Genomic DNA, 14,237 nt, shown 5'->3' with positions numbered 1-14,237 from the left:
GCGTCTATCGATTGCAGCCGCTATGCTGGGGCCGCAACTTCATGGACGCACGTTATGACCCTCACAGAATTGCGCTACATCGTCACCCTCGCCCAGGAGCAGCACTTCGGCCACGCCGCCGAACGCTGCCACGTCAGCCAGCCGACCCTGTCGGTCGGCGTCAAGAAGCTTGAGGACGAGCTGGGTGTACTGATCTTCGAGCGCAGCAAAAGCGCTGTACGCCTGACCCCGGTCGGCGAAGGCATCGTTGCCCAGGCGCAAAAGGTACTCGAGCAGGCCCAGGGCATTCGCGAGCTGGCCCAGGCCGGCAAGAACCAGCTGACCGCCCCGCTGAAAGTCGGCGCGATCTACACCGTCGGCCCCTACCTGTTCCCGCACCTGATCCCGCAACTGCACCGGGTCGCCCCGCAGATGCCGTTGTACATCGAAGAGAACTTCACCCACATCCTGCGCGACAAGCTGCGCAATGGCGAGCTGGACGCAGTGATCATCGCCCTGCCGTTCAACGAAGCCGACGTACTGACCCTGCCGCTGTACGACGAGCCGTTCTACGTGCTGATGCCCAGCGAGCATCCATGGACCCAGAAAGAAACCATCGACGCCAGCCTGCTCAACGACAAGAGCCTGCTGCTGCTCGGTGAAGGCCACTGCTTCCGTGACCAGGTGCTCGAGGCGTGCCCGACCCTGGCCAAAGGCAGCGACGGCGCCAAGCACACCACGGTCGAGTCCAGCTCGCTGGAAACCATTCGCCACATGGTCGCTTCGGGCCTGGGCGTATCGATCCTGCCGCTGTCGGCAGTGCACAGCCACCATTACGCCCCGGGCGTGATCGAAGTGCGCCCGCTGAGCCCACCGGCGCCGTTTCGCACCGTGGCCATCGCCTGGCGCGCCAGCTTCCCGCGGCCCAAGGCCATCGAGATCCTCGCTGACTCGATCCGCCTGTGCTCGGTCGCCAAACCCGCCGCGAGCCAGTAGGAAAGCACCATGCCGGAGTTGTCCCAGGTCTCGGTGACCGCGCTCAAGGGAGTCGGCGAGGCCATGGCCGAAAAACTCGCCAAGGTCGGCCTGGAGAACCTCCAGGACGTGCTGTTCCACCTGCCGCTGCGCTATCAGGACCGCACCCGCGTGGTGCCCATCGGCGCCCTGCGCCCGGGCCAGGATGCAGTGATCGAAGGCGTGGTCAGTGGCACCGACGTGGTCATGGGCAAGCGCCGCAGCCTGCTGGTGCGCCTGGGCGACGGCAGCGGCGTTCTGAGCCTGCGCTTCTACCACTTCAGCAGCGCGCAGAAGGAAGGCCTCAAGCGCGGCACCCACCTGCGCTGCTACGGTGAAGCGCGCCCGGGTGCTTCCGGGCTGGAAATCTACCACCCGGAATACCGCGCGCTGACCGGCGACGAGCCGGCCCCGGTGGAGCAGACCCTGACCCCGATCTACCCGACCACCGAAGGCCTGACCCAGCAGCGCCTGCGCCAGCTGTGCCAGCAGAGCCTGGCCCTGCTCGGCCCGCGCAGCCTGCCGGACTGGCTACCGGACGAACTGGCCCGGGATTACCAACTGGCGCCGCTGGACGATGCGATCCGCTACCTGCACCACCCACCGGCCGATGCCGACGTCGATGAGCTCGCCGAAGGCCACCATTGGGCCCAGCACCGCCTGGCGTTCGAAGAGCTGCTGACCCACCAGCTGTCCCAGCAGCGCCTGCGCGAAAGCCTGCGCGCCCAGCGAGCGCCGGTATTGCCCAAGGCCAGCCGCTTGCCCCAGCAGTACCTGGCCAACCTCGGCTTTGCACCAACCGGTGCCCAGCAACGCGTGGGCAACGAGATCGCCTACGACCTCAGCCAGCCAGAGCCGATGCTGCGCCTGTTGCAAGGCGATGTCGGCGCCGGCAAGACCGTGGTCGCTGCCCTCGCTGCCCTGCAAGCGCTGGAAGCCGGTTACCAGGTGGCGCTGATGGCACCCACTGAGATCCTCGCCGAGCAGCATTTCATCACCTTCAAGCGCTGGCTGGAGCCGCTGGGCATCGAAGTCGCCTGGCTGGCCGGCAAGCTCAAGGGCAAGGCACGCAGCAGCGCCCTGGAACAGATCGCCGCCGGCGCCCCGATGGTGGTTGGCACCCATGCCCTGTTCCAGGAAGAAGTGAAGTTCAAGAACCTGGCCCTGGCGATCATCGACGAACAGCACCGCTTCGGCGTGCAGCAGCGCCTGGCCCTGCGCCAGAAAGGCGTGGGCGGTCAACTGTGCCCGCACCAGCTGATCATGACCGCCACGCCGATCCCGCGCACCCTGGCCATGAGCGCCTATGCCGACCTGGACACCTCGATCCTCGACGAATTGCCGCCAGGCCGCACCCCGGTCAACACCGTGCTGGTAACCGACAGCCGGCGCTTCGAAGTGGTCGAGCGGGTGCGCGCGGCCTGCGCCGAAGGGCGCCAGACCTACTGGGTCTGCACCCTGATCGAAGAATCTGAAGAGCTCACCTGCCAGGCCGCCGAAACCACTTACGAGGAACTTAGCAGCGCCTTGGGCGAGTTGCGTGTCGGCCTGATTCACGGGCGCATGAAACCTGCGGAGAAAGCCGCGGTGATGGCCGAATTCAAGCAGGGCAATTTGCAGCTGCTGGTGGCAACCACGGTGATCGAGGTGGGTGTCGACGTGCCCAATGCCAGCCTGATGATCATCGAGAACCCCGAGCGTCTGGGCCTGGCCCAATTGCACCAGCTGCGCGGCCGGGTTGGCCGGGGCAGCGCGGTGAGCCATTGCGTGCTGCTGTATCACCCGCCGCTGTCGCAGATCGGCCGCGAACGCTTGGGGATCATGCGCGAGACCAACGACGGCTTCATCATCGCCGAGAAAGACCTGGAGCTGCGCGGCCCGGGTGAAATGCTCGGCACCCGCCAGACCGGCCTGCTGCAATTCAAGGTCGCCGACCTGATGCGCGACGCTGACCTGCTGCCTGCCGTGCGCGACGCCGCCCAGGCCCTGCTAGCCCGCTGGCCGTCACACGTCAGCCCCTTGCTGGAACGCTGGCTGCGCCATGGCCAGCAATACGGCCAAGTGTGACGCCCGTCCCAGATTGCGGCCAGCCCGGGGTTCAAGCTGGTTATACTCATGCGATTGAAAAAATTTTGGATACAGACCATGACTGAAGTTGCTCTGGACACCGCAACCCCCCACGCTCCGTCTGTTATCCGGTTGCTGCTCGACAAGCTCGGCATCGCCTACCGCGAAGTGACCGACCATCCGCAGCTGCCGGCCGCCGCCAAAGTGCAGGCCGTACTGCTGGACGACGAAGTCGGCGCGTTGATGGTGCTGTTCCCGCAAAACCAGTTGCTCGACCTCAGCCGCCTGACCGAGCTGACCGGCCGCAAGCTGGCTGCGGTACCGCTGGAACGCCTGCGCCACATGCTGGAAAAGCACGGCCTGAAGATCCTCCCGGGGATTCCGGCGCTGACCAGCTCACCGTGCCTGTACGAAGAAAGCCTGCTGCGTCCCGAGCGCCTGCTGATTCACTCCGGTGAAGCCGGGTTGTTGCTGGAGATCGAGCGCGACGACTTCAAGAAGATGCTCAGCAAGGCCAGCGCCGGCAACTTCGGCGAACTGCTGACCAGCATCCGCCCAAATCTCGACCGCCCCCACGACGACCGCGAAGAAATTTCCCAGGCCGTCCAGGCATTCACCGCCCGGCGCATCCAGCAGCGCCTGGAAAGCACCATCGAGATCCCGCCGCTGGCGGAAACCGCGCAAAAAATCATCAAGCTGCGGGTCGACCCCAACGCTACCATCGACGATATCACCGGCGTGGTCGAAACCGACCCGGCCCTTGCTGCGCAAGTGGTCAGCTGGGCGGCTTCGCCCTACTACGCCTCACCGGGCAAGATTCGCTCGGTAGAAGACGCCATCGTTCGCGTGCTCGGCTTTGACCTGGTGATCAACCTGGCCCTGGGCCTGGCGCTGGGCAAAACCCTGAGCCTGCCCAAGGACCACCCGCAACAGACCACGCCGTACTGGCAGCAATCGATCTACACCGCTGCGGTGATCGAGGGCCTGACCCGGGCCATGCCACGGGCCGAGCGCCCGGAATCGGGCCTGACCTACCTGGCCGGGCTGCTGCACAACTTCGGTTACCTGTTGCTGGCGCATGTGTTCCCGCCGCATTTCTCGCTGATCTGCCGGCACCTGGAGGTCAACCCGCACCTGTGCCACAGCTATGTCGAGCAACACCTGCTGGGCATTAGCCGCGAGCAGATCGGCGCCTGGCTGATGCGCTACTGGGACATGCCGGATGAGCTGTCCACCGCGCTGCGCTTCCAGCACGACCCGACCTATGCCGGCGACTGCGCCGCCTTCCCCAACCTGGTGTGCCTGGCGGTACGCCTGCTGCGCTCGCGCGGAATCGGCTCGGGGCCGCAGGAAAGCATCCCCGACGAGCTGCTCGAGCGTCTGAACCTGACCCGCGAAAAAGCCGAGGACGTGGTCAACAAGGTGCTGGAAGCCGAAGCCATGCTGCGTGAGCTGGCCTCGCAATTCAGCCAGCATTGAGGCGTAAGCCTGACCTTGGCGGTCAGGCCTTCTTTTTCGGCTTCAGGTACTTCATCAGGCCCTGGAACCAGATCACCAGCGCCGGGTTGCCCTTGATCTGGATGCTTTTGTCCTGAATCCCCTGCATGAAGGCCAGTTGCTTGTTCTTGGCCTGCAGGGTGGCAAAACCGAACGCGGCATCCTTGAAGGCGATAGCGAAAGCTGGCGCAGGGTGAGTGCCGGATTTGCTGCTGATCCGCAGGTCCTTGACGATGAAATGGCGCGCCGCCTTGCCATCGAGGGTCTGCAGCTGGAACACCAGGTCCTTGTCGGCCAGTTGCTGCTGAAAGGCAGGGTTGTTGCGGCTGGCTTTGGCCATCAGCAGGCCCATGGCCCAAAGGAGAAAGCGAAACTTCATGTGCACGCCTCGGCTAAAAAGTGACTGGCGAAGCAGTTTATAGTCTCGCTACAAAAACGCCATAGTTCTCTGCGCTTTACCCGATGATAGCCGCCGTTGGCCTTGTAACCGGGTTATTCACTGACGCCTGAACCTGCTCAACGCGTACAGAATCAACTGGTTCGCGCCGACAGCCGCCAGTGCCGTAGACAACCCCAGCACGCTGCAAAACATTGCGCGCAGCGGATGCTGGGGCAACAGGTAGAGCAGGATTGCGGCAGGAATGGCCGCCGCCAGCAGCAACCGCCACTTGAGCCGCGGCACCAGCGCGATCGCCAGGTTCATCAACACCACGAAGTAGAAGATCAGGTACATGCCCATGCCGATCGCGACGCCGCGTGACATCAGCCCGCCGGCCATCTGCCGGTACATTGTCATGCCAGTGTTGTGCAGCCACAGGTAAGTGACAATGGCCAACAGGTGCACAACCAGGGCGATTGCCAGGCGGTAAGGGCGAGTTACAAGCATTTCTGTGTCTCGTCTTCGACCACGCCTTTGTCGCTCAGGCGCTTGATACCGTCCACGGCGCTGTCGCGGTAACCGCTGGCCTCCAGTGCCGCTTGCTGGTAGCACGCCATGGCGCGGTCATTGTCCTGCTGGCCAAGCTTGCCTGCCTCGTAGGCAAAGCCAAGCTCCACCAGCCCCCGCGGCGACTCCAGCTTCGCCGATTGGCGCAAGGCTTGAATCGCTTTGCCCGGGTCCTGGCAGACCCGGTCCTCGGCATACTCTTCGCCGTAGCAAACGAAGTGCGCCAGCATGGCCCCGGCGTCCCGTTCAGTGACCATCGCCGCCTCCAGGAGCTGCACGATGGTCGAGTCCGGCAGCCGTTCGGCATCCCCTGAAAAAGTCAGGATGACCGCCTGGACCGCGGCCTCGTTGTTGCCCTTGGCAGCGGCACTGAGCAGGCTGTTGAGGGCGGCGTTCATCAGTTGCCCAGGGTTGTCGTAGAGCCCTGCCCTGCCCAGATTCTCATAGAGCCTGGCGCGCTCGACATCCAGCTCGCCGGCAACCTTCTCCTGGCGCCCGGTAAAGAAGCCCGCCAGCGACCAGTCATCGATCCGCTGTAACACCCAGCATTGGCCGCGGGTAAAGGTATAGACCTTGAGCAGTTCGCCCTTGGTGTCGTGCAACACCACTTGCCGGCTACCCTCCTGCTCGACCACCAGCCCCAGCGCGGCACGCTTGGCCGGCTGTAGCAAGGCCAGCGACGGGCGCTGCTCCGGGGCCAGCTTGCGGATCGCCACACGCGGTTGCTTGCGACCGGGGTAGATCCGCTGCTCGATCAGCGGGTCAGCCACCAGCGACTGCTGCAGCGCTTCGCTCTGGGCAAAAGCGGCGAAAAAGGCGCCAAAATCGTTGTCGGAGCAGTCCGGCATGTCCGCCGGGGCACCAGCGCAGGTTGTCGCCCCGGCCAGCAGCAGGAACGAGCAGAACCACTGCCGCCACGTCGTCGCAAAGCCTTTCATGGTTTGCCTCTGTCGATCAGCTGTTGAGTGGGAGTACACCAGTAGTCACTGAAACCCAGCCAGTAACCCAGCACATCGCGGATAAAGCGCAGGACGTTTTCCGGCTTGCGGCAATCGGCTTGCTCGTCGGCCACGTCATAGGGCGTATTGCTGATGAAGTAGTTGAGCCAATGGGGATTCCAGTTGGGTATGGCGATCTCGATATGCCCATCAGCCTTGTACAAGCTGATCCAGACGATGCCGACAGTGCCGTTGTCTTCGTAATCGCGCATATCCAAAGAGGTCTGCGAGAACAGCGGCGTGCGGTAAACCTGCTTTTGATTGCTGCGGTCAATGAAACGCAGGTAGGCCAGGTCATCGAAAGGCACCAGCCAGCCACCAACCGGCACATTCTCCATGAGATAACGGCCCGATTCGCTGACCACCCTGACTTCGCCTGGCCGGTCGATCAATACCTGGATGTTGTGTCCCACCCAAAGTACCAATGCCCCAACCATCGCCAGGGCAAAATAGTGCCTACGTTTCAAGACCGATCCTTGTTGAATACATTCAGCCGGCCCAACCAGTGGGCAATCATTATCGCCAGGAAAGTCAGACCACCGGCCAGCGGGCTGAAAAACATCGTACGCACCGGGTGATCCGGCATCAGCCAGTAGATGATCAACGCCACCAGCGCGCCATTGATCATGAGTTTGTGTTTGAGCCTCGGCACGAAAACGATCACCAGGCTGAAGATCACCATCACATCGAACACCAGCCAGAAAATCGCGCCAGACGCCACGCCGCGGGCGGTGAAGCCGCCGTAGATCTGCTTGTAGTAATGAACCCCGATGTCGTTGAGCACCAGGAACAGGAAGCAAGCCAGCGCATGCACGGCCAGGGCGATCAGCCAGCGTTTGATCATCGGGAGTTTCCTTGCAAAGCCTGGCACCAGCTGCGCACATCGTTCCTGTCGAAGCCCGGGCAGTTGTTGTCGCGGGGGATATAGCGATAGGGGTGCGCGGCTTCGTAGGTGAAGTGGTAGTAGTTGTGCTTGTCCTGGCCGTACAGCCAGTAGGACGAGGAGCCCTGGGAAATCTGGTAGGGCTCGAAGGTCAGCATTGAGGATTCGGCGGGGATGAAGTTGTCAGGCTCCATCCACAGCAGCAGCGCGTTCGAATACAACGGCGTGGTCACGCCTGGCAGCAGCAGGAGTACCAGCAACGCCAGGGCCAACCCTTTGCCTTTGCTCATGCCGGCGGCAGGTTCGCATAGTAGGAACCCACCAGTTCCATGACCACCACGGTGGTCAGGCAAATGAACGTCAGCAGGCGATGCCAGAGCTGGTCACGCCAGCGTCGGTGCAGGCTGGTGAGTATCAATATCAGGCAGACAAAGGCCAGGCTGCCGAACAGGTCGCTGTCGGCAACGCCCGCCAGGTAGTTGGGCAAGGTCAAGCCGTCATACATGGCGTTGCCCTGCGCTAGCGGTTAGTGCGAATCCTTCGGTCTTCATCACGGCCCTCCCTGGACACTTCCCCGTCCTTGCGACGGCGGCCGCGTATGCTAGCCAGATGCCAGGGCGGCGGCAATAAAAAACGGGCACCTTGTGCGGTGCCCGTTTTTCACTGCAATCGATCTGTGCGAGGCATCACGGATTGACGCTGTCCTTCAGGGATTTGCCTGGTTTGAAAGCAACGGTGTTGCTGGCCTTGATCTTGACCGGCTCGCCGGTTTGCGGGTTTTTGCCCGTGCGGGCACCGCGGTGGCGCTGCAGGAAGGTACCGAAGCCGACCAGGGTCACGCTGTCCTTGCGGTGCAGGGCGCCGGTGATTTCTTCGAGCACGGCGTTGAGCACGCGGTTGGCTTGCTCTTTGGTGAGATCAGCCTTTTCCGCAATGGCGGCGGCGAGTTCTGGTTTACGCATAGTGAAGCCTCTTTGACGGTTTTTTTGTTGTTATGCCGTGCTGCTCTTGAAGAACAGCGCCCAAGGCACCGCAGGCTCTAAACTGCGGCAGACGGAGTGAGAATGGCATGCCCTCAGGGGCCGCGCCAGTCTCTGGGCGGCCATTGTTGGGGCAAAGGCAGGGGAAATCCGACAGAACGCCGGTTATTTACGCCATCAGCGCCGGAAGTTGCCGATTTAGAGCCAGCTTGTCCATGACGGCGGTGCCGGTCAGGGCATAGCCCAGCAGTTGGCCGTCTGCGTCATGGCAGAGCACCTTGAGGTCGGCGCCCTGGCCTTCAACGCTCCACTGGCCCTCACGGCCATGGGGCACAGGCGACACCACCAGCGGGCAGGCCGGGGTTTTAACCGTAACCGGCATCGGCCCGTAGGCGACCGCTGTCGGGTTGCCGGCCAGGGTTTGCGCCAGCGCCCGGGCGCAACTCATCAACGGCATCACATACAGCAGATTGAGGCCATCGACTTCGGCGCAATCACCGAGGGCGAAGATGTTGGCGTGGGAGGTACGCAGCTGGCGATCAACCACTACGCCGCGATTGACCTGCAACCCCGCAGCCGAGGCCAGGTCGATGCGTGGGCGCAGGCCAACAGCCGAAACCACCAGGTCGCAAGCAATCACGCTGCCGTCGGACAAGTGCGCTTCCAGGCCCTGCTCCAGCCGCTGCAGGCGGGTCAGTACCGGGCCCAGGTGCAAGCGCACGCCCAGCTCTTGAAGGCCGGCCTGAACCGCGGCTGCCGCCATCGGGTGCAGCAAGGTCGGCATGACCTGCTCGCACGGCGCCACCAGCTCGACCTGATAGCCACCCAGGCTCATGTCGTTGGCGAACTCACAGCCGATCAGGCCGGCGCCGAGGATCAGCACCCGTTGCTTGCCAGCGGCGGCGGCACGGAAACGCGCGTAGTCCTCGAGGTCGTTGATCGGGAAGATCAGCTCAGCAGCATCGCCTTCGACCGGCACCCGCACGGTTTCGGCGCCCCAGGCCAGGATCAGGTCGCGGTAGTGGACCTGCTCTTCACCGATCCACAGGCGCTTGTGGCCCGGGTCGATGCCGCTGATGCGGGTGTGGGTGCGCACCTCGGCCTTGAGCTGCTCGGCCATGGCGCCGGGTGCGGCCATGCTCAGGCCGTCGGCGTCCTTGTTCTTGGCGAAACCGGTGGAAAGCATCGGCTTGGAGTAGGAACGGCCGTCGTCGGCGGTAATCAGCAACAACGGCGTATCGCCGTCGAGCTTGCGAAACTCGCGAGCCAGGTTGTAACCCGCCAGACCTGTACCGACAATCACCACTGGAGCCGTCATGCGCTGCCTTCCTTGAAATCTGATTGAAATGTGATCAGTTGATTTCGATCATCTCGAAATCCATCTTGCCGACACCGCAGTCCGGGCACAGCCAGTCTTCGGGTACGTCTTCCCACCTGGTGCCTGGAGCGATGCCGTCGTCCGGCCAACCGTCAGCTTCGTTGTAGACCAGGCCACAGACAATACATTGCCACTTTTTCATAACGCACTTCCTCGAAAGACTCAGGCATTGGAGTGGCCGCTCTCGTGAAGATTACAGTGGCGGCCATCAAAGAAAGGGCTTTGTACTGGAGCCTGGTGCCAGCATGCAAGCCGGATCGGGCAATCATGCTAAGCTCGGCGTCTCTCTGGCCTGTTATTCGATACCGCCGTGCCGTACGAAACATTGCAAGCGCCCGCTGCACTCTGGCTGCAGCATCCTGACCTGGCAGACAGCACATCGCCCACGACTCGCGACTGGTTGTACGACCAGGGCTCCCTGACCCGCCGCCTGATTCAATTATCCGCCGATCACTTTTGCGTGACACCCCTTTGCGAGGGCTGGCAACGCCTGCGCGAAGACGAATGCCAGGCCCTTGACCTGCCGTTGGGCAGCGAAGGCTGGGTGCGCGAAGTGTACTTGCGCGGCCATGGCCAGCCCTGGGTGTTTGCCCGCAGCGTGGCCGCGCGCAGCTCGCTGGAAAGTGGCGGCCTGGACATGGAAGCGCTGGGCAGCCGCTCATTGGGCGAACTGCTGTTCTGCGAACAGGGCTTTGTCCGCCGGCCCATCGAGGTCTGCCACTATCCGCAGGCCTGGCTGCCGCTGGAGCAGTGCCATGCCGGCTTGTGGGGGCGCCGTTCGCGCTTTGATCGCGACGCCTTGAGCGTGCTGGTGGCCGAGGTGTTCTTGCCTACACTGTGGATTGCCGCCGACACCCCATCGGAGACCCGCTGATGTACCTGCAGTTGCTCAAGTCGTTCAATCGCCTGCACCCCCGGGCCTGGGACTTCATCCAGCTGAGCCGGATGGACCGTCCGATTGGCATCTACCTGCTGCTGTGGCCGACCCTTTCGGCCGTCTGGATTGCCGCCAAGGGCGCGCCGACCCTGGCCAACGTGCTGATATTCACCCTCGGCGTGGTGCTGATGCGCGCTGCCGGCTGCGCCATCAACGATTTCGCCGACCGCAAGGTCGATGGCCACGTCAAACGCACTGCCGACCGCCCGCTGGCCGCCGGACGGATCAACGCCCGCGAGGCGCTGACCCTGTTTGCGGTATTGGTCGGGGTGAGTTTCTTGCTGGTGCTGTGCACCAATGCCACCACGGTGTGGCTGTCGTTCGGCGCGGTGGCGCTGGCGGCCTGTTACCCGTTCATGAAGCGCTACACCTACTACCCGCAGGTGGTGCTGGGGGCGGCCTACTCCTGGGGCATCCCCATGGCCTTCACCGCCGCCACCGGCGAGCTGCCGGCCATCGCCTGGCTGCTGTACATCGCCAACCTGCTGTGGACCGTGGGCTACGACACGTACTACGCCATGGTCGACCGCGATGACGACCTGAAAATCGGGGTCAAATCCACCGCCATCCTGTTCGGTGAAGCCGATCGGGTGATCATCCTCACCTTGCAGGTATTGTCCCTGGGCTGCCTGTTGCTGGCCGGCAACCGCTTCGAGCTGGGCGGCTGGTTCCACCTGGGACTGGTGGCAGCCTTGCTGTGCTTTGCCTGGGAGTTCTGGTCGACGCGCAAGCTGGACCGCGAATCGTGCTTCAAGGCCTTTCTGCACAATCACTGGGCGGGGCTGCTGATCTTTATCGGCATCGTGCTGGATTACAGTTTCTGATTTTTTCGCGGGGCAAGCCCGCGCGGGCTTGCCCCGCGAAAAAGCCACTACGGTTTGGCGACGTGCCACACGTCCTTCATGCCATCCCCCGTGGTTTCCCCCGCCTTCTTGTCCTTGACGAAGGTGTACAGCGGCTTGCCGTCATAGGCCCACTGCATGCTGCCGTCATCACGCTTGATCTGTGTCCACTTGCCTTCGGCCTTCTCGCCATCCTTGACCATCAACGGCGGCCAGTTACTGGCACAATCACCGTTACACATGGATTTGCCACCAGCGTCCTTATCAAAGGTGTACAAGGTCATACCGTTATGGTCGACCCACATGCCATCTTTCTCCATGGCATGATGAGCCGAGGCCACTCCCGGCAGCGCCAGGGCTACTGCAGCGAATAGACCCATCCAGTTCAGCGTATGTCGTGTCATTGGATTCACCGTAATTCTCGGGAGAGGGAATTTAAGCCTAGCCCAGTAACAGAATGTTGCTGCAATGGCCCACGAGCTGTCACACGACTGCAATAATTCCGTTATCTAATGCGGGCCAAGACACCTTTAATGGAAGAGGTTTAAGCATGGTTGGCAGAAACATTCTGATCGTTGACGACGAAGCGCCAATTCGCGAGATGATCGCCGTTGCATTGGAAATGGCCGGCTATGACTGCCTGGAAGCCGAAAACTCCCAGCAGGCCCACGCCATCATCGTCGACCGCAAGCCGGACCTGATCCTGCTCGACTGGATGCTCCCGGGCACCTCCGGTATCGAACTGGCCCGCCGTCTCAAGCGCGACGAGCTGACCGGCGACATCCCGATCATCATGCTCACCGCCAAGGGTGAGGAAGACAACAAGATCCAGGGCCTGGAAGTCGGCGCCGACGACTACATCACCAAGCCTTTCTCGCCGCGCGAGCTGGTGGCCCGGCTCAAGGCCGTGCTGCGCCGCGCCGGCCCGAGCGATGGCGAAGCGCCGATCGAAGTCGGCGGCCTGCTGCTCGATCCAATCAGCCACCGGGTGACCATCGACGGCAAGCCGGCCGAAATGGGCCCGACCGAATACCGCCTGCTGCAATTCTTCATGACCCACCAGGAGCGCGCCTACACCCGTGGCCAACTGCTCGACCAGGTCTGGGGCGGCAACGTCTACGTCGAGGAACGCACCGTCGACGTGCATATCCGCCGCCTGCGCAAGGCATTGGGCGATGCCTACGAAAATCTGGTACAAACCGTCCGCGGCACCGGTTACCGGTTCTCAACTAAAAGTTGAGAAAGCTGCAAGCTGTAAGCCCCAAGCTGCAAGAAAGAGCAAAAGCACACGCAGATCCGCTTCAACCTTGCAGCTTGTAGCTTGCAACGTGCAGCTGATCCGCTAAGGATCCCAATTGAACCAGAACTGGCATGGCACCCTGATTCGCCACATGCTGTTGCTGATCACCGTCTGCCTGCTGGCCGGCCTGATCAGCGGCTACTATGGCTGGAGCCTGGCCCTGGGCCTGGCGATCTACCTGGGCTGGACCCTCAAGCAACTGCTGCGCCTGCACGAATGGCTGCGCCTGCACAAACCCGATGAAGCACCGCCCGATGGCTATGGCCTGTGGGGCGAGGTGTTCGACAGCATCTACCATCTGCAACGCCGCGACCAGCGCGTGCGCGGGCGTCTGCAGGCGGTGATCGACCGGGTGCAGGAGTCCACCGCCGCCCTCAAGGATGCGGTGATCATGCTCGACAGCGATGGCAACCTGGAGTGGTGGAACCGCGCCGCGGAAACCCTGCTCGGCCTCAAGACCCCGCAGGACAGCGGCCAGCCAGTAACCAACCTGGTACGTCATCCACGCTTCAAGGAGTACTTCGAGCAGGAGAACTACCTCGAACCGCTGGAGATCCCCTCGCCGATCAACGACCGCATGCGCGTGCAACTGCACATCACCCGTTACGGCAACAACGAGCACCTGATGCTGGTACGCGATGTCACCCGCATCCATCAGCTGGAGCAGATGCGCAAGGATTTCGTCGCCAACGTCTCCCACGAACTGCGCACGCCGCTGACGGTGATCGCCGGCTACCTGGAAACCCTGCTCGATAACGTCGAAGAGGTGAACCCGCGCTGGGTTCGTGCCCTGCAGCAGATGCAGCAGCAAGGCGGGCGCATGCAAACGCTGCTCAACGACCTGCTGTTGCTGGCCAAGCTGGAAGCCACCGACTACCCCTCGGACAACCAGCCAGTAGCGGTCGAGAGCCTGCTGCAATCGATCAAGGGCGACGCCCAGGCATTGTCCGGGCAGCGTAACCAGCGCATCAGCCTGGAGGCGCAGCCGGGCATTCGCCTCAAGGGTAGCGAGGCGGAGCTGCGCAGCGCCTTCTCCAACCTGGTGTTCAATGCAGTCAAATACACCCAGGACGAAGGCCAGATCCGCATCCGCTGGTGGGCCGACGAGCAAGGCGCACACCTGAGCGTGCAGGACTCGGGCATCGGCATCGACCCCAAGCATCTGCCACGCCTGACCGAGCGCTTCTACCGCGTCGACTCCAGCCGTGCCTCCAATACCGGTGGCACCGGCCTGGGCCTGGCGATCGTCAAGCACGTGCTGCTGCGCCATCGCGCGCGCCTGGAAATCAGCAGCGTGCCAGGCCATGGCAGCACCTTTACCTGCCATTTCGCCCCGGTGCAGATAGCCTCGCGCCAGGCATCCTGAGCCGCCGCCCTTTAAATTTGCGCAGTCAGCCGCTACATTGGCTGACTCGC

Annotated in this window: 18 protein-coding genes; 7 read left to right on the top strand and 11 right to left on the bottom strand. The window is 62.8% G+C overall.

Annotation, left to right across the window (positions count from 1 at the left end):
* Positions 1 to 54: 54 nt before the first annotated feature.
* The 3 genes from UB48_RS18070 to UB48_RS18060 all read left to right on the top strand — a co-directional run bounded on the left by UB48_RS18070 (position 55) and on the right by UB48_RS18060 (position 4,539).
* Positions 55 to 975: a hydrogen peroxide-inducible genes activator gene (locus UB48_RS18070; protein WP_045199553.1), complete on the top strand. Its 921-nt coding sequence runs from the start codon at positions 55 to 57 to the stop codon at positions 973 to 975.
* A gap of 9 nt (positions 976 to 984) precedes the next feature.
* The gene (gene recG / locus UB48_RS18065) at positions 985 to 3,060 is read left to right on the top strand and encodes an ATP-dependent DNA helicase RecG (protein WP_045199551.1); all 2,076 of its coding nucleotides are present in this window, start codon (positions 985 to 987) and stop codon (positions 3,058 to 3,060) included.
* Positions 3,061 to 3,138: 78 nt separating this feature from the next.
* Entirely contained in the window at positions 3,139 to 4,539 is a 1,401-nt protein-coding gene (locus UB48_RS18060; protein ID WP_045199549.1) for an aminoacyl-tRNA deacylase and HDOD domain-containing protein, read from the top strand.
* A 22-nt stretch (positions 4,540 to 4,561) separates the two neighbouring features.
* Here the strand turns inward: UB48_RS18060 and UB48_RS18055 are convergent, their stop codons facing one another.
* From UB48_RS18055 to UB48_RS18010, 10 genes are all read right to left on the bottom strand, one after another.
* On the bottom strand, positions 4,562 to 4,936 hold the full coding sequence (locus UB48_RS18055; RefSeq protein ID WP_045199547.1) for a helicase: 375 nt from the start codon (positions 4,934 to 4,936) through the stop codon (positions 4,562 to 4,564).
* A gap of 117 nt (positions 4,937 to 5,053) precedes the next feature.
* A complete protein-coding gene (locus UB48_RS18050; protein ID WP_045199545.1) occupies positions 5,054 to 5,443 on the bottom strand; it encodes a hypothetical protein in 390 nt (129 codons plus the stop codon).
* Positions 5,434 to 6,441 (bottom strand): sel1 repeat family protein, encoded by a 1,008-nt coding sequence (locus UB48_RS18045; protein ID WP_045199543.1) that lies wholly within the window; start codon positions 6,439 to 6,441, stop codon positions 5,434 to 5,436. Before UB48_RS18045 ends, UB48_RS18050 begins: the two co-directional genes overlap by 10 nt.
* Entirely contained in the window at positions 6,438 to 6,968 is a 531-nt protein-coding gene (locus UB48_RS18040; protein ID WP_052676540.1) for a hypothetical protein, read from the bottom strand. The genes UB48_RS18045 and UB48_RS18040 overlap by 4 nt, the downstream gene beginning before the upstream one ends.
* Positions 6,965 to 7,345, bottom strand: a complete 381-nt coding sequence (locus tag UB48_RS18035) for a hypothetical protein (protein ID WP_045199541.1) — start codon at positions 7,343 to 7,345, stop codon at positions 6,965 to 6,967. Before UB48_RS18035 ends, UB48_RS18040 begins: the two co-directional genes overlap by 4 nt.
* A complete protein-coding gene (locus UB48_RS18030; protein ID WP_045199539.1) occupies positions 7,342 to 7,674 on the bottom strand; it encodes a hypothetical protein in 333 nt (110 codons plus the stop codon). Before UB48_RS18030 ends, UB48_RS18035 begins: the two co-directional genes overlap by 4 nt.
* Positions 7,671 to 7,889 (bottom strand): hypothetical protein, encoded by a 219-nt coding sequence (locus tag UB48_RS18025; protein WP_045199537.1) that lies wholly within the window; start codon positions 7,887 to 7,889, stop codon positions 7,671 to 7,673. Before UB48_RS18025 ends, UB48_RS18030 begins: the two co-directional genes overlap by 4 nt.
* Positions 7,890 to 8,070: 181 nt before the next feature.
* Positions 8,071 to 8,346: an HU family DNA-binding protein gene (locus UB48_RS18020; protein WP_003213368.1), complete on the bottom strand. Its 276-nt coding sequence runs from the start codon at positions 8,344 to 8,346 to the stop codon at positions 8,071 to 8,073.
* A gap of 187 nt (positions 8,347 to 8,533) precedes the next feature.
* On the bottom strand, positions 8,534 to 9,682 hold the full coding sequence (locus UB48_RS18015; protein WP_045199534.1) for an NAD(P)/FAD-dependent oxidoreductase: 1,149 nt from the start codon (positions 9,680 to 9,682) through the stop codon (positions 8,534 to 8,536).
* A gap of 34 nt (positions 9,683 to 9,716) precedes the next feature.
* Positions 9,717 to 9,884: a rubredoxin gene (locus UB48_RS18010; protein WP_045199533.1), complete on the bottom strand. Its 168-nt coding sequence runs from the start codon at positions 9,882 to 9,884 to the stop codon at positions 9,717 to 9,719.
* A 168-nt stretch (positions 9,885 to 10,052) separates the two neighbouring features.
* Here UB48_RS18010 and UB48_RS18005 point away from each other — a divergent pair, with 168 nt between their 5' ends.
* Both UB48_RS18005 and ubiA read left to right on the top strand, forming a co-directional pair.
* Positions 10,053 to 10,616, top strand: a complete 564-nt coding sequence (locus tag UB48_RS18005; RefSeq protein ID WP_045199531.1) for a chorismate lyase — start codon at positions 10,053 to 10,055, stop codon at positions 10,614 to 10,616.
* Complete coding sequence (gene ubiA, locus UB48_RS18000) at positions 10,616 to 11,503, top strand: 4-hydroxybenzoate octaprenyltransferase (RefSeq protein WP_045199529.1); 888 nt, start codon at positions 10,616 to 10,618, stop codon at positions 11,501 to 11,503. The genes UB48_RS18005 and ubiA overlap by 1 nt, the downstream gene beginning before the upstream one ends.
* Before the next feature lie 47 nt (positions 11,504 to 11,550).
* On the opposite strand, the gene UB48_RS17995 is transcribed toward ubiA, so the two are convergent.
* Positions 11,551 to 11,925 (bottom strand): hypothetical protein, encoded by a 375-nt coding sequence (locus UB48_RS17995; RefSeq protein ID WP_045199527.1) that lies wholly within the window; start codon positions 11,923 to 11,925, stop codon positions 11,551 to 11,553.
* Between the two features lie 146 nt (positions 11,926 to 12,071).
* On the opposite strand from UB48_RS17995, the gene phoB reads away from it, so the two are divergent.
* Complete coding sequence (gene phoB / locus UB48_RS17990) at positions 12,072 to 12,761, top strand: phosphate regulon transcriptional regulator PhoB (protein WP_010225936.1); 690 nt, start codon at positions 12,072 to 12,074, stop codon at positions 12,759 to 12,761.
* A 151-nt stretch (positions 12,762 to 12,912) separates the two neighbouring features.
* Positions 12,913 to 14,187, top strand: coding sequence for a phosphate regulon sensor histidine kinase PhoR (gene phoR, locus UB48_RS17985; RefSeq protein WP_230090937.1), 1,275 nt, complete (start codon positions 12,913 to 12,915; stop codon positions 14,185 to 14,187).
* The last annotated feature ends 50 nt before the right edge of the window (positions 14,188 to 14,237 follow it).

The organism is Pseudomonas sp. 2(2015), from assembly GCF_000955865.1.
GTDB lineage: Bacteria > Pseudomonadota > Gammaproteobacteria > Pseudomonadales > Pseudomonadaceae > Aquipseudomonas.
The sequence above is the reverse complement of the archived record's forward strand: the minus strand, read 5'-3'. Positions and strand labels throughout refer to the sequence as shown.